Source organism: Micromonospora sp. NPDC050417 (genome assembly GCF_044458865.1).
In the GTDB taxonomy this organism is placed as follows: domain Bacteria; phylum Actinomycetota; class Actinomycetes; order Mycobacteriales; family Micromonosporaceae; genus Micromonospora_G.
Genome location: NZ_JBITIH010000035.1, coordinates 1 through 20,002 on the forward strand (window position 1 = coordinate 1; position 20,002 = coordinate 20,002).

At 69.5% G+C, this 20,002-nt stretch carries 20 protein-coding genes; 11 read left to right on the top strand and 9 right to left on the bottom strand.

What is annotated here, in order from left to right; genetic code table 11:
* From ACIBF5_RS30325 to ACIBF5_RS30355, 7 genes are all read left to right on the top strand, one after another.
* A partial coding sequence (locus ACIBF5_RS30325) for an alpha/beta fold hydrolase (protein ID WP_396816360.1) occupies positions 1–402 on the top strand: 402 nt, incomplete at its 5' end.
* Positions 395–649, top strand: a complete 255-nt coding sequence (locus tag ACIBF5_RS30330; protein WP_396816361.1) for a phosphopantetheine-binding protein — start codon at positions 395–397, stop codon at positions 647–649. The genes ACIBF5_RS30325 and ACIBF5_RS30330, both read left to right, overlap by 8 nt.
* 9 nt (positions 650–658) lie before the next feature.
* On the top strand, positions 659–1,225 hold the full coding sequence (locus tag ACIBF5_RS30335; protein ID WP_396816362.1) for a 4'-phosphopantetheinyl transferase superfamily protein: 567 nt from the start codon (positions 659–661) through the stop codon (positions 1,223–1,225).
* A gap of 323 nt (positions 1,226–1,548) precedes the next feature.
* Positions 1,549–1,710, top strand: a complete 162-nt coding sequence (locus ACIBF5_RS30340; RefSeq protein WP_396816363.1) for a hypothetical protein — start codon at positions 1,549–1,551, stop codon at positions 1,708–1,710.
* A complete protein-coding gene (locus tag ACIBF5_RS30345; protein WP_396816364.1) occupies positions 1,707–3,125 on the top strand; it encodes a cation:proton antiporter in 1,419 nt (472 codons plus the stop codon). The genes ACIBF5_RS30340 and ACIBF5_RS30345 overlap by 4 nt, the downstream gene beginning before the upstream one ends.
* A 54-nt stretch (positions 3,126–3,179) precedes the next feature.
* Positions 3,180–3,677, top strand: a complete 498-nt coding sequence (locus ACIBF5_RS30350) for a helix-turn-helix domain-containing protein (protein ID WP_396816365.1) — start codon at positions 3,180–3,182, stop codon at positions 3,675–3,677.
* Positions 3,678–3,859: 182 nt separating this feature from the next.
* A complete protein-coding gene (locus ACIBF5_RS30355) occupies positions 3,860–5,701 on the top strand; it encodes an amino acid adenylation domain-containing protein (RefSeq protein ID WP_396816366.1) in 1,842 nt (613 codons plus the stop codon).
* 145 nt (positions 5,702–5,846) lie between these two features.
* Here ACIBF5_RS30355 and ACIBF5_RS30360 read toward each other — a convergent pair whose 3' ends face one another.
* The 4 genes from ACIBF5_RS30360 to ACIBF5_RS30375 form a co-directional block, all read right to left on the bottom strand.
* On the bottom strand, positions 5,847–7,418 hold the full coding sequence (locus tag ACIBF5_RS30360) for a flavin-containing monooxygenase (protein ID WP_396816398.1): 1,572 nt from the start codon (positions 7,416–7,418) through the stop codon (positions 5,847–5,849).
* Positions 7,419–7,545: 127 nt separating this feature from the next.
* Positions 7,546–8,757 (bottom strand): cytochrome P450, encoded by a 1,212-nt coding sequence (locus ACIBF5_RS30365; protein ID WP_396816367.1) that lies wholly within the window; start codon positions 8,755–8,757, stop codon positions 7,546–7,548.
* A gap of 76 nt (positions 8,758–8,833) precedes the next feature.
* Positions 8,834–9,517, bottom strand: coding sequence for a response regulator (locus ACIBF5_RS30370; protein ID WP_396816368.1), 684 nt, complete (start codon positions 9,515–9,517; stop codon positions 8,834–8,836).
* Entirely contained in the window at positions 9,514–10,749 is a 1,236-nt protein-coding gene (locus ACIBF5_RS30375; protein WP_396816369.1) for a sensor histidine kinase, read from the bottom strand. Before ACIBF5_RS30375 ends, ACIBF5_RS30370 begins: the two co-directional genes overlap by 4 nt.
* 162 nt (positions 10,750–10,911) lie before the next feature.
* Here ACIBF5_RS30375 and ACIBF5_RS30380 point away from each other — a divergent pair, with 162 nt between their 5' ends.
* Both ACIBF5_RS30380 and ACIBF5_RS30385 read left to right on the top strand, forming a co-directional pair.
* Entirely contained in the window at positions 10,912–11,328 is a 417-nt protein-coding gene (locus tag ACIBF5_RS30380) for a DUF6220 domain-containing protein (protein WP_396816370.1), read from the top strand.
* Positions 11,325–13,304: a multicopper oxidase family protein gene (locus tag ACIBF5_RS30385; protein ID WP_396816371.1), complete on the top strand. Its 1,980-nt coding sequence runs from the start codon at positions 11,325–11,327 to the stop codon at positions 13,302–13,304. The genes ACIBF5_RS30380 and ACIBF5_RS30385 overlap by 4 nt, the downstream gene beginning before the upstream one ends.
* A gap of 8 nt (positions 13,305–13,312) precedes the next feature.
* On the opposite strand, the gene ACIBF5_RS30390 is transcribed toward ACIBF5_RS30385, so the two are convergent.
* From ACIBF5_RS30390 to ACIBF5_RS30410, 5 genes are all read right to left on the bottom strand, one after another.
* Positions 13,313–13,855, bottom strand: coding sequence for a winged helix-turn-helix transcriptional regulator (locus ACIBF5_RS30390; protein ID WP_396816372.1), 543 nt, complete (start codon positions 13,853–13,855; stop codon positions 13,313–13,315).
* Positions 13,856–13,948: 93 nt separating this feature from the next.
* A complete protein-coding gene (locus tag ACIBF5_RS30395) occupies positions 13,949–14,506 on the bottom strand; it encodes a flavin reductase family protein (protein WP_396816373.1) in 558 nt (185 codons plus the stop codon).
* Between the two features lie 105 nt (positions 14,507–14,611).
* A complete protein-coding gene (locus ACIBF5_RS30400) occupies positions 14,612–15,868 on the bottom strand; it encodes a pyridoxal phosphate-dependent aminotransferase (RefSeq protein WP_396816374.1) in 1,257 nt (418 codons plus the stop codon).
* Positions 15,869–15,915: 47 nt separating this feature from the next.
* Complete coding sequence (locus tag ACIBF5_RS30405) at positions 15,916–16,662, bottom strand: SDR family NAD(P)-dependent oxidoreductase (protein ID WP_396816375.1); 747 nt, start codon at positions 16,660–16,662, stop codon at positions 15,916–15,918.
* The gene (locus tag ACIBF5_RS30410; protein ID WP_396816376.1) at positions 16,659–17,393 is read right to left on the bottom strand and encodes a thioesterase II family protein; all 735 of its coding nucleotides are present in this window, start codon (positions 17,391–17,393) and stop codon (positions 16,659–16,661) included. The genes ACIBF5_RS30405 and ACIBF5_RS30410 overlap by 4 nt, the downstream gene beginning before the upstream one ends.
* A 156-nt stretch (positions 17,394–17,549) precedes the next feature.
* On the opposite strand from ACIBF5_RS30410, the gene ACIBF5_RS30415 reads away from it, so the two are divergent.
* A complete protein-coding gene (locus ACIBF5_RS30415) occupies positions 17,550–19,175 on the top strand; it encodes a (2,3-dihydroxybenzoyl)adenylate synthase (protein WP_396816377.1) in 1,626 nt (541 codons plus the stop codon).
* A 43-nt stretch (positions 19,176–19,218) separates the two neighbouring features.
* On the top strand, positions 19,219–19,977 hold the full coding sequence (locus ACIBF5_RS30420; protein ID WP_396816378.1) for a tryptophan 2,3-dioxygenase family protein: 759 nt from the start codon (positions 19,219–19,221) through the stop codon (positions 19,975–19,977).
* Positions 19,978–20,002 lie beyond the last annotated feature (25 nt).

Consider the following 20,002-nt stretch of genomic DNA (forward strand, 5'->3'; position numbering starts at 1 on the left):
ACGTTGGAGCACCATGGTATGGCGGCGCTTTACGCGCATCTTTATCCCGAGGTGTTCGGTGCGGACATGATCGAGGAGTTGGGTACGCCGGGTTTTCTGGGGCTGCGGGAGAGTTTCCTGGCTTTGTCCACGAAGGAGGATCTGGCGAACGGTCTGAAGTTGGCGTTGACGGGGGAGACCAGCCCGGAGTTGTTGGCTCGGATCCAGGCGCCGACGTTGATCGTGATCGGTGACGACGACATCTTGTTGAGTCTGACCGGGGCTGAGGAGTTGGCCGAGAGGTTCCCGAACGGCCGTTACGAGATCATGCCGCGTGCGGGTCACCTGCCGTTCCTTGATGACTCGGCGGGTTTCCAGGCAATGGTGGCCAAGTTCGTCAACGAGGTCGAATCGCATGCCTGACCAGGCGTTCGAGGCCCGCCAGCGCATCCGTGGGCTGCTGGTCGAGAGGCACGGCCCCGACAGTTTCGTGAGGACCCTGTCGGAGACTGGGTCGCTGCGCGAGCAGGGGCTGTCCTCTGCCGCGCTGGTCAGCCTGCTGGTCGCGATGGAGGACGCGTTCGGCTTCGAGTGGGATGACGACGTCCAGCCGGAGGTGCTGCGCTCGATCAGCTCGCTGGCCGACCATGTCACCGCACTGGGCGTGTGAGGTGACGCGGTGACTGCCGGACCGGGAGTCACCGCCGACCTCGTGCCGGGTGCGTACGTCGAGTGGCACCCGGTGCCGCCGCCGTACGGGCCGCGCGAGCAGTCCGCAGCCGGCCGCCAGGCCGCCTCGGCGGCACTGGCCGCGGCCGGTTCGGCGGACCGGACCGTGCCCCGTGCGTCAGACGGCAGGCCGTGCTTTCCGCGTGGGTTCCCCGGCTCCATCGCCCACACCGACCACCTGGCGGTCGCGGTGGTGGTCCCCGGGGCGGCGGCGGTCGGCGTCGACATCGAGGTCGCGGTCGTCACCCCGCGCGTGGCCGGGTTCGTCCTGCGGGAGCGGGAGCGGCGCACGCTGCTCCCGCCCGCCGGGCAGTACAGCCCGCGCGAGCTGTTCTGCGCCAAGGAGGCGGCGTTCAAGGCGCTGGACGGGACCGGCGTCGAGGACGGACTGCTGTTCTGGCGGATCGAGTTGACTCATATCGGTGACGGGCTGGTGGCGTCCTACGGCGCGGCGTCCGTGCCGGTGTGGGTCCGCTCCGAGGAGGGTCTTTCGTTCGCGGTGGCGGTGCGGCGGTGAGGTGCCCGAGTCGTCGTGTCCGGTGAGCCGCGAGATCTGAGCAGACAACGGTTCATCTGGGAGAGAGGAACTCAATGGATCGCGATGCTCTGGAAGTCTTCGACGAGTTGACTGCTTGGCCGCGCGTGCCCGAGCCGGACCCGGACACACCGCTCGCGAGCTACGGCCCGAATTCGGGTGGCCAGGAACGTGGGGGTTGTTCGCCGAGGGACCGTCGCCTCGCGGGCCTGAACGGCGGGGGCTCGCCTGCGAGGACCTGGGTCGTCCGCCGTCCGAACCCGCCGTCGCCCGGGAACCATTCGAGCTCGTTAGGGGATGCCCGCGTGTCCAGTCCCTTCGACGAAGACAGCCGGGACGTCCTGGCGCTGCGCGACGACGAGGAACGGTACTCGCTCCGCCCCTGGGAGATGGCCGTCAGTGGGGTCGGCGTGGAAGGCGTTGGCGCTGACGGTTGCCCGGCGGCGCGGGCCGGAGCGGAGTCGTGATCACCGTACCCGCGCGGACCCGCACCGCAATCGGTGTGGCCGTCGGGCTCGCCGTGCTGGCGAGCACGGTGCCCCTGTGGGACGCGGCCGGGGCGCACGCCGCGGACTCGCTCACCCACTTCCTGCTCGCGGTCGTGGTGATCCTGGTGACCTGTCAGGCACTCGCTGCGCTGGCCCGCCGGTTCAACCAGCCTCCGGTGCTCGGTGAGATGATCGGCGGCCTGGTGCTGGGGCCGTCCCTGCTCGGAGTGGTCTGGCCCTCGGCGGGCGGGTTCCTTTTTTCACCGGGCGTGGTCGAAGGGCTCGACAAGGTCGCGCAGCTGGGTCTGATCATTTTCGTTTTCCTGCTCGGCTGCGAGTTGCGTACCGACCGGATCGAGCGCAAGGGTGTGGTCGGCGCGGCGGTGGTCGCGGGCATGGGCCTGCCGTGGTTGGCGGGTGTGGGCATCGTGGCTGTCACCGGCGACCTGTTCGTCGGCACGGACGCCACGTCCGGAGACGCGATGCTGTTCGTCGGACTGGCCATGGCGGTGACCGCGCTGCCCGTGCTGGCGCGCATCCTCGACGACCTGAAACTGCGGCACACCAGCGTCGGCGCGCTGAGCATCTCCGCGGCGGCCATCGGCGACGGCTTACTGTGGCTGGTCCTGGCCTTCCTGCTGGCCGGGCAGGGCGCGGGTAACGAGGGTCTGCGCGTGTTGCTGCTCGGGGTCGCGCTGGTGCTCGTCACGGCCTTGTGCGTGCGACCACTGCTGGCGACCCTGGTGCGGCGGCTCGGGTCTGGCCAGTCGTTGACGGTGGTACTGGTGATCGGGGCGCTCGGCTATTCCGTACTCACCCAGTCCATCCAACTGCACCCGGTGGTCGGAGCCTTCCTGTTCGGCGTCGCGGTCCCGCGTGACTCACTGGTGGTGGAACGGATCTGTCAGCAGTTGGAGGGCTTCACCCTCATCATCCTGCTGCCGCTCTTCTTCGCGGGGGTCGGTCTGAAGACCTCGGTCGGGCTGCTGGCCGCCGCACCGGGTGCCTGGCTGGTGTTCGCCGCGGTGCTCGTGGCGGCTGTGGTGACCAAATTGGTCGGCGCGGGCGGGGCGGCCCGGTTGGCGGGTATGCCCCGTGCGGAGGCGCTGCGGTTCGGGATCTTGATGAACTGCCGAGGAGTGACCGAACTGGTCGTGCTGATCATCGGCTACCAGGCAGGTTTGATCAATCAGTTGGCGTACACCGTCCTCGTGCTTGTCGCCATCCTCACGACCGCGGCGACCGGGCCGTTGGTGCGCTGGTCGCTGCGTCGCACCGGCCAGGTGGAACCGCCGCGGACGCCGCCGGAGGCGGGCGGACGCGGCCACCCGCTGGTGCCCGGTGCCTCGACCGAGCGTGAGGAGGCGAAGACGGACCTGGGAGGAGTGCCGTAGGGATGGCAATTCGCGATTTCCGTCGAAACACGGTCGCTTTGGGGGAAGCACGCGATGGTCGATGTCAAGAATCGAGTTAAGTTTGTCCGCTGGCCTGCGGAAAGTGAGAAACGCGAGGAATGCAATGAGCGGCAGCACCTCTGCCTGCTGATCGTCGAGCACGGCGCGTCGCCGCCGGACCAGTTGAGCCTCTACGAGGACTGGGTACGTCCGCCCATCGGTCGGGAAGACCTCCAGGTCCGGGTCCGCCAGTTGGCTGCCCGGGCCGTGCTCAACGAGAAGCCGGTACTGGACCCGGCCGGGATACTGCACTTCAACAACGCGTCCGTCACGCTCTCCCTGACGCAGTGCGAAATGCTGGCGCCGCTGGTGACCCGGTACGGCCAGTTGGTCTACCGGACCGAACTGCGCGAAATCCTCGAGGATGCCGGGGCCAGCTCGTCGAGCAACGCACTCGACCTGCACGTGATGCGGCTACGCCGACGTCTGCAGGTTGTCGGCCTCGCGATCCGCAACGTGTGGGGGCGTGGCTTCGTCGTCGAGCCTGGGTGACGGACCCCGTCGCCCACGTGTTGTCGGTCGCCAAACCGACGCGTCCCGTGCCAGAAGGAGTTCTGTCACGGCCAACCGGTCCGCGACCGGTGTGAAAGACCCGGGAAAGTGTACGGCGGGACCGCCGTACGCCTCGGGTTATGTTCGGTGACACCCTGGCCGGAATACTCGTCGGAGGCGAAGTGGACACTGTTTCGGAGTTCTTCGAAGCGAGCGTGGCGAAGTCGGGTGACGTTCCGGCGGTCATCTTCGGCGAGACCGTCGTCGGCTACCCGGAGCTGAACGTGCGCGCGAACCGGCTGGCCCGCAGGCTCATCGCCGCGGGCGTGGGACCGGAATCGCTGGTCGCGATCACGGTGCCGCGCTCGGATCAGTTGATAACGGCGGTGCTCGCCGTGCTGAAAGCGGGCGGCGCGTACCTGCCGCTCGACCCGACCTATCCGGCCGAGCGGCTGACGCACATGGTCGCCGACGCCCGACCCGTCCTGGTGCTGCGAACCGGCAGCGTCGCGGGGCTCGGTCTGGGCGTGCCCGAGACGGTGCTCGACGACGCGGAGTTCGAGGCCGAGTGCGCGCGGGAGCGCGGCGACGATGTCACCGCGGAGGAGCGGCCGGCGCCGCTGACCGCCGACAACCTGATGTACGTCATCTACACCTCCGGCTCGACCGGCGTCCCCAAGGGCGTCGCGGTCACCCACGCCGGTGTCGCGGACCTGGTCTCCACCCAGACCCGGGTGTACGGCATCCGTCCCGCCGACCGGGTGCTGCAATGGGCGTCGTTCAGTTTCGACGCCTGGTTCTGGGATTTCACCATGGCGCTCATGCACGGTGCGACCCTCGTGACGGCCGAGCAGGACCAGTTGATGCCGGGCGAGTCGCTGCGCGACACCATGCTGAAGTACGAGGTGGACCACGCAACCCTGCCGCCGGTGGCGCTGGGCATCACCGACAGCGCGGGACTCTTGCCCGGCGGCACGCTCACCTCCACCGGCGACGTCTGCACCAGATCCTTGGCGGAGGAGTGGTCCAAGGGCAGGCGGCTGTTCAACGGCTACGGCCCGACCGAGGTGACCGTCGGTACGTCGATCGGCGGCCCGGTCGAGGGCGTGCGGCAGGAGGTGAGCATCGGGTCACCGTGGGACGGCAGCGCGGTGCACGTGCTCGACGGGCGCCTGCGCGATCTCCGCGACGGCAGCGAGGGCAGCGAGGGCAGCGAGGGCAGCGAGGGCGAACTGTACCTGTCCGGGAGCGGAATGGCTCGCGGCTACCTGAACCGGCCGGGGCTCACCGCGACCCGGTTCGTCGCCAACCCCTACGGCCCGCCCGGAAGTCGGATGTACCGGTCGGGCGACCGGGGCAGGCGCGCGGCCGACGGCGAGCTCTACTTCACCGGACGGGTCGACGACCAGGTGAAGGTCCGTGGATTCCGTGTCGAACTCGGAGAGGTCGAAACGCGGCTGGAAAGCCACCCGGCGGTGGAGATGGCTGTCGCGGTACTCGGCGGCGCGGACGCCTCGGTTCAGCACATCGTCGCCTACCTGACGCCAGCGGGAGGGCAGACAGTTGTGGAGGCCGAGGTGCGCGAACACATGCGGACCGCGCTACCGGAGCACATGGTCCCGTCGGCCGTCGTCGTGCTCGACCGGTTTCCCACGCTGCTGAACGGAAAGATCGACCGTAGGGCGCTCGCCGAGCGTGCGTCGCGGACCCCGGCTGAGCATGGAACCGTCCCGTTGCCTGCGTTGGTGATCGAGGACGACACCGGTCGCTCCGCGTCTGGTGCGGACGGTGCTGGTTCCGCGCCGTCCCTCGAAGAGCTGCTGTGCGGCCTGGTGGCTGAGACACTCCAGGTCAGCGACGTGACCCCGGAGGACAATTTCTTCGACCTGGGCGGCCATTCGGTGCTTGCCGCGAAACTCGCCAGCCGGATGCGCAAGGAGCTGGGCGTGGCCGTGCCGATGCGTTCGGTGTTCGAGGCCGGGAGCCTGGCCGAACTGGCCGAGATGATGGCGCAGGCCAAGTAGGGCCTGCCCCGGTGCTGTCTGCCCCGGTGCTGTCTGCCCCGGTGCTGTCTGCCCCGGTGCTGTCTGCCCCGGTGCTGTCTGCCCCGGTGCTGTCTGCCCCGCCGGCTGCGGGCAGCGCCCGGGCCGGCGGGGCAGACAGTCTGCCTCAGTAGACCCCGTCCCGTTTGGCCAGGCCCACCGCAGCCAACGCGCGGAAGGCGACGGTGAGCCCGGTGGCCATGACGATCTCCGCAGCGTTGAACGCGACCGGCAGCTCCAGGACTCTCCGCCGCGCCATCTCGCGGTCACTGTGCGGTCCGTACAGCCGGAAGACGAGAGGCACCTGCGAACCGCACCACAGGTGGTAGGCGAGTCGGGGGTTCAGGAACACCTCGCGACGCCAGGGCGAGCAATCGATCATCTTGGCGAAGTCGATCATGTAGCGGTTGTAGTGCACCAGGGTGCGCAACTCCGGGTTGCCGGTGAACAGACCGTTCTCGTACGCCGCCTGCCGCTGGATCACCTCGTTGAGCTTGTCCGGCGGCGGCAGCACCCGCTTGCCGCTGCACAGCAGTGCGAAGTAGCGGGCCTGCATCTCCGAGCAGGCCGGAACACCTCCCGCCGCCGGCCGTGCCCAACCGATGAAGACGACGCCCGTGCCGAGTTCGGGGTGGATCATGTGCTTGAGCATCTGGCGTACGTCGGTGACGTGCACGTCCTTGATGAGGGTGAACTCCTCGGTGTACCCGGTGTTCAGGACGATCGTGTCGATCTCTTCCCGCCTACCGTCCTTGAACAGGACGTAGTCCGCGCCGATGCGCTCGATGCCGGACGCGTTGACCGTCAGCCTGCCGTTGACGATCTGATGGATGAACGCCTCGTTCTTGGTCAGGAAATGGTCGAAGAACCTCTTGTTGTGCGAGTTCCACTCGGCGACCGCCCGGCTGACGGCGGTCTTGCCGAACCGCTTGGCCAGCCGCGTACCCACGCGCTGGACAACGGTGGCGGCCTGCAACGGCAGCGCGTTCAGCATCTGCGTGGTGTAGGCGTCGTTCGGGTGCGGCCGACCGCCCGGGAACCGGGCGACGATCGACTGCCACCGGCGTACCGACAGCGTGCAACTCGCCGCCACCTGGGCGATCTCGTTGACGACGTCGGCCGCCGTCTCGCCGATGCCCAGGCAGAGAACCCGTTTGCCGCGGAACGGCTCGGCGTTGCGGTAGAAAGCCGAGTGTGTGACCACGCCGGCGAAGTCCTCCTGCCCCGGCAGGGCGACCTCCTTCGGGACCCGGTGGGTGCCGGTGGACACGACCACCGCGTCGAACTGGTGACTGACCCGCGCGGTGGGGTCGTCAACCGGCGCGACCTCGACGACGTAGCCGTCGCCGCTGTCGCTCTTCGCCACGCTCAGCACATCCGTGCGCGGCTGGATGAGGGAACGCAGACCGAAGGCGTCGGCGAAGTCGTTGAGGTACTGCCGATACTCCACCGCCGTCCAGAACCGCCGCTCCTGCTTCTCCGGCGGCGGGAAGCACGAGAACGCCATCATGTAGTTGGAAATGGTCAACAGCGTCGAGTCGTAGGCACCTGGTTCGTCTGTGCCCGCGCCCTTGCGGAACACCCCGCCGAGTTCGGCGTTGTGGTCGTAGCAGGTCACGGTGTGGCCTTCGTCCAGCAGTTCTTTCATCGCGATCAGACCCGATGGGCCTGCGCCGATGACACAGACGGCTTTTTTCATGGTCACCTCCGAATTCTGGTTGGTGCTGCCTCGGATGCGGTGGGGTTGTCGGCGTAGCGGAGGTCGCCCGACCGCGTGCGAACACGCCCGGGGGAGTGGACGGGGCGAACCGTCTTGTACCGCCGCGTCAGCGGCCTTCGAAACGGACTGGCAGGCTGTCGTAGCCGGAGACAAAGTTCGAGTAGATGGGGCGCGGTTTCCCGCACAGCTCCATTCGTCCCACACGGGCCACCAAGGCGGTGAGCAGCCCGTGCAGTTCCGCCCGGCCGAGGAACGCGCCCAGGCAGTAGTGCGGGCCGTGGCCGAACGACAGGTGCTTGTTGGGCGACCGGGACAGATTGAACCGGCGCGGCTGGTCGAACACCGACTCGTCGTTGTTCGCCGACACGTTCCACAGCGTGACGATGTCGCCCGCGCCGACCTTGTGCCCGTGGACGTCGAGGTCGTTTCGTGCGGTACGCGCGATGTGCATTCCCGGTGTCGCCCAGCGGATGACCTCCTCCACCGCAGAGTCGACGGCGACCGCACCGGTCCGCAGGGCGCCCCACTGGTCGGGATTTTCGATGAGGGCCAGCACCGCGCAGATCGCGGAGATCCGCGAGGTCTCGTCACCACCCAGGACGAGGCTGTAGCAGTTGACCGCGATCTCCTCGACGGTGAGCAGGCGGCCGTCCAACTCGGCTTTCGCGAGCATGCTGATGACGTCGTCGCCCGGGTCGGTCCGTCTTTCCTCGGCCAAGTCGACGAAGTAGAGCAGGATCTCGTTGCGGGCGCTCAGCGCGTCGAGCTCGCTGCTGTCGGCGTGGTCCGACGACAACGCCATCTTGTTCCACCGCAGCAGCTCTTTGCGGTCCGCGGCCGGCACCGACAGCAGGTCGCAGATCGTGGTCATCGGGATCTGCTCGGCGACTTCGGTGGCGAAGTCGAACGGGCCCCGGCCGACGACCGCCGACACCAGCTCCATCGAGCGGCGTTGCACGTTCGACACGACCTCGCCGAGCACCCGCGGCGTGAACGCGCTGAACAGCAGGTTGCGCAGCCGTCGATGCCGTGGGCCGTCGGTGACTGCCAGCATGGTCCCACCCGCGGAGTCATCACCGCGCAGCACGACGTCGAGGACGTTGCCCCGCTCGGAAGACAAGGCCGCGTCGTGATAGAGCGCCTGGACGTCGGCGTACCGGGACACCACCCAGAACCCGGGGTTGCGGTCCGTCGCCGTATGCCAGTAGACCGGGCTCTCCGTACGCACCTTCCGCCAGAACGCATGGACGTCGTTGACGACGAAGGTGGCCGGGTCGGTGAGATCCAGGGACTGAACACCGAGGACGGGCTGGCTCATCGCCCGATGGTGACAGGCCCCCCTGCTCGTCGCACGGACTCTTGCCAGTTCCTTTCCACTGCTGGCGCGGCCGGGGTCAGCGCTGCTCGGTGAACTGGCTCAGCCCGGTCTGGTAGGCGATCGCCACCAGCTGCGCGCGGTCACGCGCACCGAGTTTGCCCATGATCCGGCTGGCGTGCGTACGCACGGTGGCCGGGCTGAGGAACAGGGCGGCGCCGATCTCGTCGTTGCTCATGCCCTGCGCCACCAGCGCGAGCACTTCGCGCTCGCGGTAGGTCAGTACCGCGAGCCGGTCCTCGCCCGCCTTCGCGGCCTTGCGATGCGCGGTGAACTGACTGATGAGCCTGCGGGTGACCCGCGGGGCGAGCAGCGCGTCCCCGGCGGCGACGACCCGGATGGCGTGCAGGAGCTCCGCGGGGCCCGCGTCCTTGAGTAGGAACCCGCTCGCACCCGCCTGGAGGGCTTCGAAGACGTTCTCATCGGTGTCGTACGTGGTGAGAATGAGGATCTTGACGTGCTCCATTCCGGAGGCCTCGGTGATGTGGCCCGTGGCGCGGATCCCGTCCAGTCGCGGCATGCGGATGTCCATGAGGACGACATCGGGGCGGGTGGCGCGGGCCAGTTCGACGGCCTCGGCGCCGTTGGTGGCCTCGCCGACCACGGCGATGTCGTCTTCCAGGTCGAGCAGCACCCGGAAACCGGAGCGGACCAGCCGCTCGTCGTCGGCGAGCAGCACCTTGATCGGCGGCGTGGGGTTCACAGGCGCGAGCCGGCCGGGGCGAGCGGTAGACGGGCGACGACCTCGAACCCGCCACCGGGACGCGCCCTCGCGCGCAGATCGCCGCCAAGCAGTTGGCAGCGTTCGCGCATGCCGATGATGCCGCGGCCGGTCGACGGCGGGCCAGCCGCACGCGTCGGGACGGGCACGCGGTGGCGACTGCCCTCGTCGGTCACCCGGATTCGTAGGGCGTCCGGTCCGGTTTCGATCGCCACCGTCACCCGGGTCGGGCCGACATGACGGATCACGTTGGTGATCGATTCCTGGATGATGCGGTACGCCGCACCGCTCACCGCGCTCGGCATCGGCGCCGTGGCCGGGGTCTGTTCGACGGTGACGTCGAGCCCGGCCTCGCCGGCCTTGCGGGCGAGCTCGTCGACCTGGTCGAGGCCGGCGTGGGGTTCGCGTTCGTCGTCCTTGCGCAGGACGCCGAGGACGGCGCGCATCTCCTGCAGCGCCCTCGAACTGGTCTGCTCGATGGTGCGTAGTGCGTCGCGGGCCTGTTCCGGTCGCTTGTCGAGCACGTGCGCGGTGACGCCCGCCTGCACGTTGATGATGGCGATGGCGTGGGCCACGGTGTCGTGGACCTCGCGGGCGATGCGCAGCCGTTCGGCGTCGACCCGCGCCCGGGTCTCCTCCTCCCGAGCGCGTTCGGCCAGTTCGGCCCGCTGCTGCGCGTCGGCGGCGATGACCCGGCGGGACCGGACGGACTCGCCCAGCGTCGTGCTGATGATCGATGCCCCGATGCGGAAGAACACCCATCCCACGGCCACGTCCGGTGTGACGTCCGCCGCGGCGACCAGCCAGCCGGCGGTCAGGACCGCGATGCCCGCTCCCGCGACCAGCAGCGAGCGGCGCCTTTCGCCGTAGGCGGCGAGGGTGTACAAGGCGACGAACAGGCTGAGACAGGCCATTCGGTCGGGGAAGCCGAGACCAAAGTAGACCAGGCTGGCCGCCGCCGTGACGGCGAACACCGCGACCGGCCACCGGCGGCGGGCGACGACGGCCACGCCACTGAGTACCAGCAGCGCGTAGCCCGCGTGCCCGAAGTCGGAGGCGGGTCGGGCGGCCGGCTCGGGAAGGACGGCCGCATACTCCGCGACGCTCTGGACCTGAATCACGGTGACGAAGAACGCCAGCAGGACGTCGGTGAACCAAGCGGGTCGCTTGGCGAGCCAGGCGTGCAGCCGTCCCGGCACTACCCGCAGGTTCATGCCGCGATCGTACGGCACTCGCGAGCCCGCCATGGCCTCCTGAGTGCGCGTTCGACTACGTCATGTGACGTATCTGGGTCGTTTTTCGTACGCGTATATGCGTAACCAGACGCCACTCTCACCCGACGCGGACCGGGCACCGCCCCCGGCACGATCAGCGACGTGAGAAAACTCTTCGCGGGCCTGGCGTCGCTGCTGCTACTCGCCGAGGTCGCACAGTTCTACCTAGCCGCCAGCGGCGCGTTCGACAACGCGCCCGTCGAGGAGGCCTTCGCGCCCCATCGTGTGCTCGGGTACACGATTCTCCTGTTCTCCATCGTGTCCGTGGTCGTCGCCGCGCTCGCCCGGGTGCCCGGACGGCTCGTCGGTATGACGGCCCTGATCGCCGGCCTGGTGCTCGTCCAGTCGCTGATCCGGGAAGTCGCCAAGTCCTTCGGCGAGGGCTCCGAGGCGGGGCACTTCGTCTTCGGCGTGCACGCGATCAACGCGCTGGCCATCCTCAGCGCGACCATCTGGGTTGCGCGGCAGTCGCGCCAGATCGCGTGGCGGAGCGCCGAACTCAGCCGAACGGCGTCATGACCACAGCCGGGTTGACCGTCCTGGACCACGCCTGCACGCTTCTGGGCGCCGTCGCGTGGTTGGCCGCAGGCGTGACCGCGGCGCTACGGCGCGCCAGGACCGCACTCGTGCTGCTCGCCGCAGCGCTGGTACTGACGACGGCCAGGGCGGTGTCGGTGGCAGCGCTGGCCGGGCGGGGCTGGTGGTTCGTCCAGGAGAAGGTGCTGCTCGGGGTGCCGATGCTCGTCGTGGCCGCGCTGGTCGCCACGGTGGTCGCCGGGCCGAGGCTGCTCGCGCAGGCCAGGGGAGCGCCCCGGCGAACGGACGGCAACGCCGAGGTCGTCGTGCTGCTCACCGCCGGGTACGCCGCGTTGGCCGGGTTCGTGGTGACCTATCTCGTGGGGTACCCCCTGACCCTCGGCACGGCGCTGATCGCGGTCGGGCTGGTGGTCACGGGCGTGCTGCTGACCGCGCGGTCGCTCGCCACACCGGACACAGACACCGTGGGTGACGCGGACACCGCAGTGGGAGTTGCGCCGGACGCCGGACCGGAGCTGTCGCGGCGCCGCTTCCTCGGCGTCACGGGCGGCGTGGCCGTGGTCGGCGCGACCGGCGCGGGCGTGGGTCTGTCGGTCCTGCCCGCCGTAGGAGGCCACATCGAGGGCGGCGGTCCCGGCCCGATCCAGGGGTCGACCGGGTCGGTGGCCGACCTACGCGGCCCGGACACCCCCGTACCGGGTGGCGTCCGGCGTACGCACGTGCTGACCGCACGCAAAGCAGACGCGCGTCTACGGTCCGGAAAGGACGTCGAGGCCTGGACCTTCGACGGCACGGTGCCCGGTCCGCAGATCACCGCACGTGAGGGCGACCTGGTAGAGGTGAAGCTGGTCAACCACGACATCGACGACGGCGTGACCCTGCACTGGCATGGCTACGACGTGCCGTGCGGGGAAGACGGCGTGGCGGGCCTCACCCAGGACGTCGTCGTGCCCGGGGCCGAATTCGTCTATCGGTTCCGCGCCAACCAGACGGGAACCTACTGGTACCACACCCACTACGCGTCCCATGTCGGCGTGCGCCGCGGCCTCTACGGCGTTCTCGTCGTGCACCGCCGGGACGAACACGGCGCCGAGGATCTCGACCTGGCCGTGCCCGTGCACACCTTCAACGGCGCCGAGGCGGTCGCGGGCGTCGAGCACATCGCACCGGTGGGCGCGACGGTCCGGCTGCGGCTGGTCAACACCGACTCCGAACCGCGCCGGTTCGCGCTGGCGGGTGCCGCGTTCCGGATCGTCGCCGTCGACGGCCGGGACCTCCACGGACCCGGCGAGACCAGCGGAACCGCGCTGCGTGTGCCTGCGGGCGGGCGCCGTGATCTCGTGTTCGCCATGCCGGACACGTCCGTGGCGCTCTTCGTCGACGGTGCCGTCGCGGTGTGGCTGCGGCCCCGGGCGGGGGCGCCCGACGGCAGGGCCGCCGCGCAGGACACCGCCGGGTGGCCGGAACTCGATCTGCTCACCTACGGGACCTCGGTCTCCGTGCCGCTGCGCACCGAGCGCGCCGACCGGCACTTCACGCTCGTCCTCGACCGAGGGTTGGCCATGGTCGACGGGTCGCCCACGTTCGCGCAAACCGTCAACGGGCGTGGTCACCCATCGATCCCGGACCAACTCGTCGCCGAGGGTGACGTCGTCCGGTTCACCGTGGTCAACCGCAGCCTGGAAACCCACCCCTGGCACCTGCACGGCCATCCGGTGCTGATCCTGTCCCGGGACGGGCAACCGTCGTCAGGCAGTCCCTTGCTGATGGACACCTTCGATGTCCGCCCCGGCGAGGTATGGGAGGTCGTGTTCCGGGCGACCAACCCGGGCATCTGGATGAACCACTGCCACAACCTGCCCCACGCCGACCAGGGCATGATGCTGCGCCTGCGGTACGACGGCGTCACCACGCCGTTCGATGGCGGGCATGCCGCGGCGAAGGGACATTCCCATTGACGACCTCCTCACTCGGTCATGGCGACCTCCGGATACCGCGCGATGACCATCGCACTCGCCTTCGGGCCACGGGCGAAGACGACGTCCCCCGTGTCGATCCGCACGCCGGTCCGCCGGTCCACCACGACCGGGTCCACCTCCATGCCCGTCTCGATGTCGACCAGGATGATGCTCCGCTCCTCCGGAGCCAGGCGGTGGTTTCCCCATGCCGCGATCACCAGCAGGAGCGGGCGCAGCGAACGGCCGAGGGCCGTCAGCCGGTACTCCCGGTACCCCCGGTCCTCGGAGTCGACGGCACCGACCGCGTGTTCGAGCAGACCCTTGGCCAGCAGGTCGTCGATGCGGTCCACCAGCACGTCGGCGGGCGTCTCAAGGTTGCGGCGGATGGACTCGAACCGGGTGTGGCCGTTGAAGACCTCGTGCAGGATCTCCAACGTCCACCAGTGGCCGACGACCTCGATGGTGCGGGCCAGCGGGCAATCGGGGATCCGGGCGTTCGGGCCGGGCAGGCGGCGTGCGCCGTCCTCGGCGCCGGCGAGGACGCTGCTCATGGTCAACTCCAATGGGCGGAGGAAAGGGGGGAGCCCCGGACACGAGCACAGGGCGAAGCGGCTGCCCATGGTCCCGGCCGGGGTGGCTCTAACTCACTGTCGGCTGGCCGCTCCGCCTTCACCGTCCGGGGGGACCGGGGTGACCGCCAGGGACCAGTACCGCCGTGTCCCGTACAGCAGGGGCCTCACCGGCTCGACCGCGTGGGTGCCGACCCGCACCACCTCGCCGAAGACCACGACGTGGTCCCCGACCGGCAGCGTCCTGCTGACCCGGCAGTCCGCGACCGTGTGGGCGTCCTCGACCAGGTGCGGCATCCCCGACTCGGGGTCCCTGACCCACCCGACCTTCTCGAACCGGTCGGGCGCGCCCGATGCGAACAGTTGGGCCACCGGTTCAGCGTGATCGCACAGCAGGTTGACCGCGAACGCCGACACCTCAAGCAGCGCCGCCAGCGTCGGACTCTGCGCACGCAGGCATACCAGCAGGGTCGGCGGCCGCAGCGCGACGCTGCAGACCGACGAGCAGGTCATCCCCCACGGCTTGCCGTCGGCCGCCGAGGTCGTCACGATGGCGACCCCGGAGGGGTGCGTGGCCATGAGGGAACGGAACTGCGTCGGGTCGACCAGCGGCCGCGAGGCTGTGTCCGTCACGGGCTCCGGCATGGTGTATCCACCTCCTCGCTCTTTGCACAGGGGGTGTTCCGGGACTTCGGACGTCCCTGTCACGCGCGCCGTGCCCAACGGGACGTGTTCGGCTCATCCGGCGGATGCGAGACCTTCGTCGCCGCACTCGTCGACGAACTCCAGGATCTTGCGTACGCCGGTCTCCAGCGCAATGGGGTCGACGCAGAACGCGATCCGGATCAGGTGCCGCGCCCAGGGCGCGTAGTCGTGCGCGCGGATGTGGCCCTGATCGTCGAGCTGGGGACGCATGGCGAACCCGTTGCCGGCGACCACCGCGATGCCCTTGCGGTCGAGTAGCCGCAGCGCGAACGTTTCGGCATCCAGCCCGGTCCTGGTCACGTCCAGCATCGCGTACCACCCGCCGGCGGGCAGTTCACTCAGCAGTCCGGCCTTGATCAGCGGTGGCAGTGCCACGTCCCGGTTGCGCTGTACGAGCTTGTGGTTGGTGGCGGCTGCCTCGTACCGGCTCGCCAGCGCGGCGATCCCGGCGTACTGCACCGGGGTCGAGGTACCGATGATGTTCGCCTCCTGGACGACCCGCATGACGTCGGCGGCGCGGTCGTTGGCCAGCGCGATATAGCCCAGTCGGTAGCCGGTCATCGCGAAGCTCTTGGAGAAACTGAAGACGCTGTGCACGATGCGCTCGTCGACCGGGACGTCGCGCTCCAGGGAGGCGACCGACATGTGGGCGCGTTCGTAGCAGAAGTGCTCGTAAGCCTCGTCGCTGATGACGTGCCAGCCCCGGGCACGAGCCAAGTCGAGAAGGGAGGCGATCTCGTCGGGGTCCAGGACGACGCCGGTCGGGTTGGCGGGCGAGTTGATCAGCAGCACCTTGGTACGCGGGCTGGCCGCAGCCGCGATCCGCTCGATCTCGGGCCGGAACCCGGTCCCGAGCGGGTACAGCACTGGACGGAACCCGGCAAGCAGGCTCTGCTGCAGGTGGACCGGCCAGTGCAGTTCCGGCAGGAGGATCTCGGCCCCGGGCTCGGCGAGCGTCTGTAGCAGGGCGGCCAGGCCCTCACACGAGCCCGGCGAGACAAGCAGCCGGTCGACCGTGCTCTCCACCCCGTTGTCCGTACGCAGCTTCTCCACCGCCGCCTCGCGCAGCTCGGGTAGACCGTCCGGGCCGGTGTACTTGGTGTCGCCGCGACGTACGGCGTCGACGAACGCGTCGGCGACGTTGTCGGCCGGGTGGAAGTACGGGTCGCCGACGTGCAGCTTCACCACCTCGGTGTCGGTCCGCTGCTCTGCTTCCTGGGCCGCTCGAAAGATGGTGTGCAGGCACGACGAGGGAATGGAGCTCGCGGCGGACAGGATGTCGGGGCTCATGTTCTCACACCTCTGTTCCGTGGTTCGTTGGTTCGGACTGGGAAACCTCACGCCGTACGGCCACCGTCAACGGGGATGAGTGCGCCGGTGATCCAGCCGGACAGTTCCGGGTCGAGCAGCATGCAAACCCATCGGCCGATCTCCGCGGCGTCGCCGAAACGCCCCAACGGGGTCGACGCCACCAGGTCCGTCCGCAGCTGCTCCATGCCCGCCGCATCCAGTCCGGTCCCGGTCCACATCGGCGTGTCCACCGGTCCGGGAAGAATGGCGTTGACTCGTACGTCCGGTGCGAGCTCCCGTGCCAGGGACCGGGTGAGGCTGTTGATGGCGGCCTTGGTCGCGCCGTAGTACGCCCGACCGGGCATGGACAGCACCCCGCCGACCGAGGAGACGTTGACCACGCTGCCCCTGCTCGTCCGCAACAGCGGCAGCGCGCACCGGATCAGGTCGGCGGGCGCGCGGACGTTCACCGCGAACATCGCGTCGAAGTGCGCGGGATCGAGCGTGTCGATCGTGCCGAACCGGGCCAGTCCCGCGTTGTTGACCAGCGCGTCGACCCCGCCGAAGCTGTCCACAGCCGCCACGACGGCCTGGTCGGCGGCGCCGGGCGCGCAGACGTCCGCCACCACGACCGCGACCGCCGACCCGTGCCGGTCCGCCAGTTCCCGCAGTGGTTGCTCGCGGCGGCCGACGACCGTCACGTTGGCGCCCGACTTCAGCAGGCACTCGGTGATCCCGAGGCCGATGCCGGTGGCAGCGCCGGTGACCACCACCGACATGCCGTCGAGCGTCACCGTCGCACGTCGCTTCCGGCCAGGGCCGCCACGATGTCGGTGACCAGCTCGGTCGGCTCCGACAGCAGCCGGAAGTGGCCGCCCGGCCAGGGCCGGGTGCTGAACTCCCCGTCGCTGACCGTGGCCCAGGCGGCGACCCGGTCGGCGTCCACCAGGGGATCCTCGGTGTTGTAGTAGCCCCGGACCGGGCAGTGCAGCGGCTGCGCGTCCGGCATGGGCCGGTACGTCTCGTGCAGGGCGATGTCCGACCGGAGAACGGGCAGTAACAGGTCCCGCAGTTCGGGCTCGTCTGCGATTTCCGGCCCGATTCCGCCGAGGTCCGCGACGGTCGACCACAGTTCTTCGTCACCGAGTCGGTGGGTGGTCCCGCCGCCCGCCAACCACGGCGCGGCGGCGCCCGAGACGAACAGGCGGTGCGCGGGGCTGCCGCTGTCCCGCAACGCCCGCGCGGTTTCGTAGGCGACCAGTGCGCCGAGGCTGTGTCCGAACAACGCGCAGCGGGCGGGAGCCATCCGCAGCAGTTCCGCCGCGACGCGTGTCCCCATCTCGGCGGCGCTGGTCGCGGGTGCCTCGGCGATCCGGTCGGCGTGGCCCGGGTACTGCACGGCGAGCAACTCGACCTCCGCGGGCATCGCGGACGACCAGGCGCGGTAGACCGCCGCCGTGCCCCCGGAATGCGGAAAGCAGACCAGTCGCTGCGCGGGACGCTCAACGCTGGTGAGGGCCCGCACCCATCCTCGGTCTCGTGTCCGAACTCGGTTCACGGCATCGAGCGTCATCGAGTTCGCGGGCTTGGGTGGACAATCTGTCAAAGCTCTGTCGGGTGCGACACGGGATCAGGGACTCCTGAACGAGTCTGAAGGTGTCGCAACCGAAAGGACAGACACATGCTGGACGGGTTCGTACCCTGGCCGCCCGACGTTGCCAACCGTTACCGCCGTGCGGGCTATTGGCAGGGTATCTCCCTCCGGCGGCTTTTCGACGACAGGGTCAGACGCCACCCGGACAAGGTGGCCGCGGTGGACGTGTCCCGCCACGTCACCTACGCGGAGCTGGCGGAGGAGGCCGACCGCATCGCCGCGGGCCTGCTCGACCTCGGCGTCGGCAGCCGCGACCGCCTGGTGCTGCACCTGCCCAACGTGACCGAGTTCCTGTCCGTCCTGCTGGCGGTGTTCAGCATCGGCGCGATCCCGGTGCTGGCCCTGCCCGGCCACCGCCGCGACGAGATCGCCCACCTCGCCCGCGCATCGGACGCGGTGGCCTACATCGGCCCGGACCGCTTCCAGGGTTTCGACTACCGCGCTCTGGCCCGCGACGTCCGCGCCGACGTGCCGAACATGCGGCACGTCGTGATCGCCGGCGACGCCGGGGAGTTCACTCCGCTGCGCGAGCTGGCCGAATCCGAGGTGCGCGAGCTTCCGCCGGTCGACGCCTCCGAGATCGCGCTGCTGCTGCTCTCCGGCGGGACCACCGGTGTGCCGAAGCTGATTCCCCGCACCCACGACGACTACGCCTACAACATCTTCGCGTGCGCCGAGGTCACCGGATTCGGCGAGGACAGCGTCTACCTCGCCGCGAACCCGGTGCCGCACAACGCCGCGCTCGGCTGTCCGGGCGCGCTGGGCGCGCTGCTCGTCGGCGGGAAGGCCGTGCTCGCCGCCAATCCCAGCCCCGACCACGTGTTTCCGCTGATCGGTCGGGAAGGCGTCACCCACACCGCGTTGGTACCCGCGCTCGCGCTGCTCTGGACGGAGGCGGCGCAGACCATGCCGGTCGACATGAGCGGCATGACCGTCCAGGTGGGCAGCTCGAAGTTCGGCCCCGCCGCTGCGCAGCGGGTCAGCTCGGGATTGAAGTGCCGCATCATGAACGTCTACGGCATCGGCGAGGGGCTGATCACCCATACGCGGCTCGACGATCCGCTGGAGGTCGTCTACACCACCGAGGGCACGCCCATCTGTCCGGACGACGAGGTCAGGATCGTCGACGCCGAGGACCGCGACCTCGCGCCCGGGGTGACCGGCGAGTTGCTCACCCGGGGCCCGTACACGATCCGGGGCTACTTCGCCGCGCCGGAGCACAACCGCCGGGCGTTCACCGCCGACGGGTTCTATCGCACCGGCGACCTGGCCAAGCTCACCGTGGACGGGCGCGTCGTCATCGAGGGCAGGCTCAAGGACATCATCCACCACTTCGGCGAAAAGGTCTCCGCCGAGGAGGTGGAAGGCCATGTGCTCACCCACCCGCTGGTCCGGGATGCTGCGGTCGTCGGCATCCCCGACGACGCTGTCGACGAGCGCATCTGCGTTTTCGTGGTGCTCACCGCCGAGGCGGACGCGGCGGCGGCGACATTCTCGCTGCGCACGATCCGGGAGCACATCCGCGACTGCGGGGTCGCGGCCTACAAGCTGCCCGACGAGCTGGTTGTCGTGCCGGACCTGCCCCGTACACCCGTGGGCAAGATCGACAAAAACGCTCTGCGTACGGGCAGGCGCGCACTCCAGCACCGCTGAGTCCATCGGATCCGGCACCCATGGCGAGGAGGGCCTTCACAAGATGACCAATCCGACGGACATCGGGCGGGACCGCGCGTACGGGGAGATTCTCAGACTGGACGAACTGCTCGACATCGCCTGCGTGCGCGACGAGCCGGACCGTACCCTCTTCTTCGCCGCCCACCAGTCGTGCGAGATCTGGTTCGCGGTCATCCTGTGCCAGTTGGAGTCCGCGCGCGACGCCCTGACGCGGGGGCAGGCGGACGTGGCCATCGACCACATCGAGCGTCTGCCGCACGCCATGCGAGTGCTCAGCCAGCACTTCGACGTCCTCGGCCTGTTGACGCCGGAGTCGTTCGACAGGATCCGGGCGACCCTCGGGTCGTCGAGCGGGTTCCAGTCCGCGCAGTACCGCGAGATCGAGTTTCTCTGCGGTACGCGGGACCAGCGGTTCCTCAACACCGTCGGGTTCACCGCGCGTGAGCGGGCCAGGCTGGTCGCCCGGTTCGAGGAGAAGTCGCTGTCGCGCGCCTTCGTCGAGTACCGCGACCGCACCCGAGCCGACGGTGACCCCACGGCAGCCGAGCGGGTGCACGCCGGACTGGCGGCCTTCGACGAGGCGGTGCGGTCCTGGCGGGCTCGGCACGCCGCGCTCGCCGAACAGTTCCTCGGCGCGGCGCGCGGCACGGCCGGATCGTCCGGGGCCGCCTACCTGTGGCGGTCGACCGAGCGGACGTTGTTCCCCGAGGTCTTCCCGCCCCGGGTGTGCGGCGTAGCCGACGGGACCGACCTGGAGTACGCCAGTTCCGTCCAGCCCTGAGTTACCTCGTCAAGCCCTGACTCAC

Coding starts and splice junctions, on each gene's coding strand:
- ACIBF5_RS30390 (WP_396816372.1), bottom strand. CDS start 13,855: ATGAGCAGCGTCCTCGCCGGCGCCGAGGACGGCGCACGCCGCCTGCCC.
- ACIBF5_RS30420 (WP_396816378.1), top strand. CDS start 19,219: ATGACCAATCCGACGGACATCGGGCGGGACCGCGCGTACGGGGAGATT.
- ACIBF5_RS30385 (WP_396816371.1), top strand. CDS start 11,325: ATGACCACAGCCGGGTTGACCGTCCTGGACCACGCCTGCACGCTTCTG.
- ACIBF5_RS30400 (WP_396816374.1), bottom strand. CDS start 15,868: ATGAGCCCCGACATCCTGTCCGCCGCGAGCTCCATTCCCTCGTCGTGC.
- ACIBF5_RS30415 (WP_396816377.1), top strand. CDS start 17,550: ATGCTGGACGGGTTCGTACCCTGGCCGCCCGACGTTGCCAACCGTTAC.
- ACIBF5_RS30350 (WP_396816365.1), top strand. CDS start 3,180: ATGGTCGATGTCAAGAATCGAGTTAAGTTTGTCCGCTGGCCTGCGGAA.
- ACIBF5_RS30360 (WP_396816398.1), bottom strand. CDS start 7,418: ATGAAAAAAGCCGTCTGTGTCATCGGCGCAGGCCCATCGGGTCTGATC.
- ACIBF5_RS30365 (WP_396816367.1), bottom strand. CDS start 8,757: ATGAGCCAGCCCGTCCTCGGTGTTCAGTCCCTGGATCTCACCGACCCG.
- ACIBF5_RS30330 (WP_396816361.1), top strand. CDS start 395: ATGCCTGACCAGGCGTTCGAGGCCCGCCAGCGCATCCGTGGGCTGCTG.
- ACIBF5_RS30375 (WP_396816369.1), bottom strand. CDS start 10,749: ATGAACCTGCGGGTAGTGCCGGGACGGCTGCACGCCTGGCTCGCCAAG.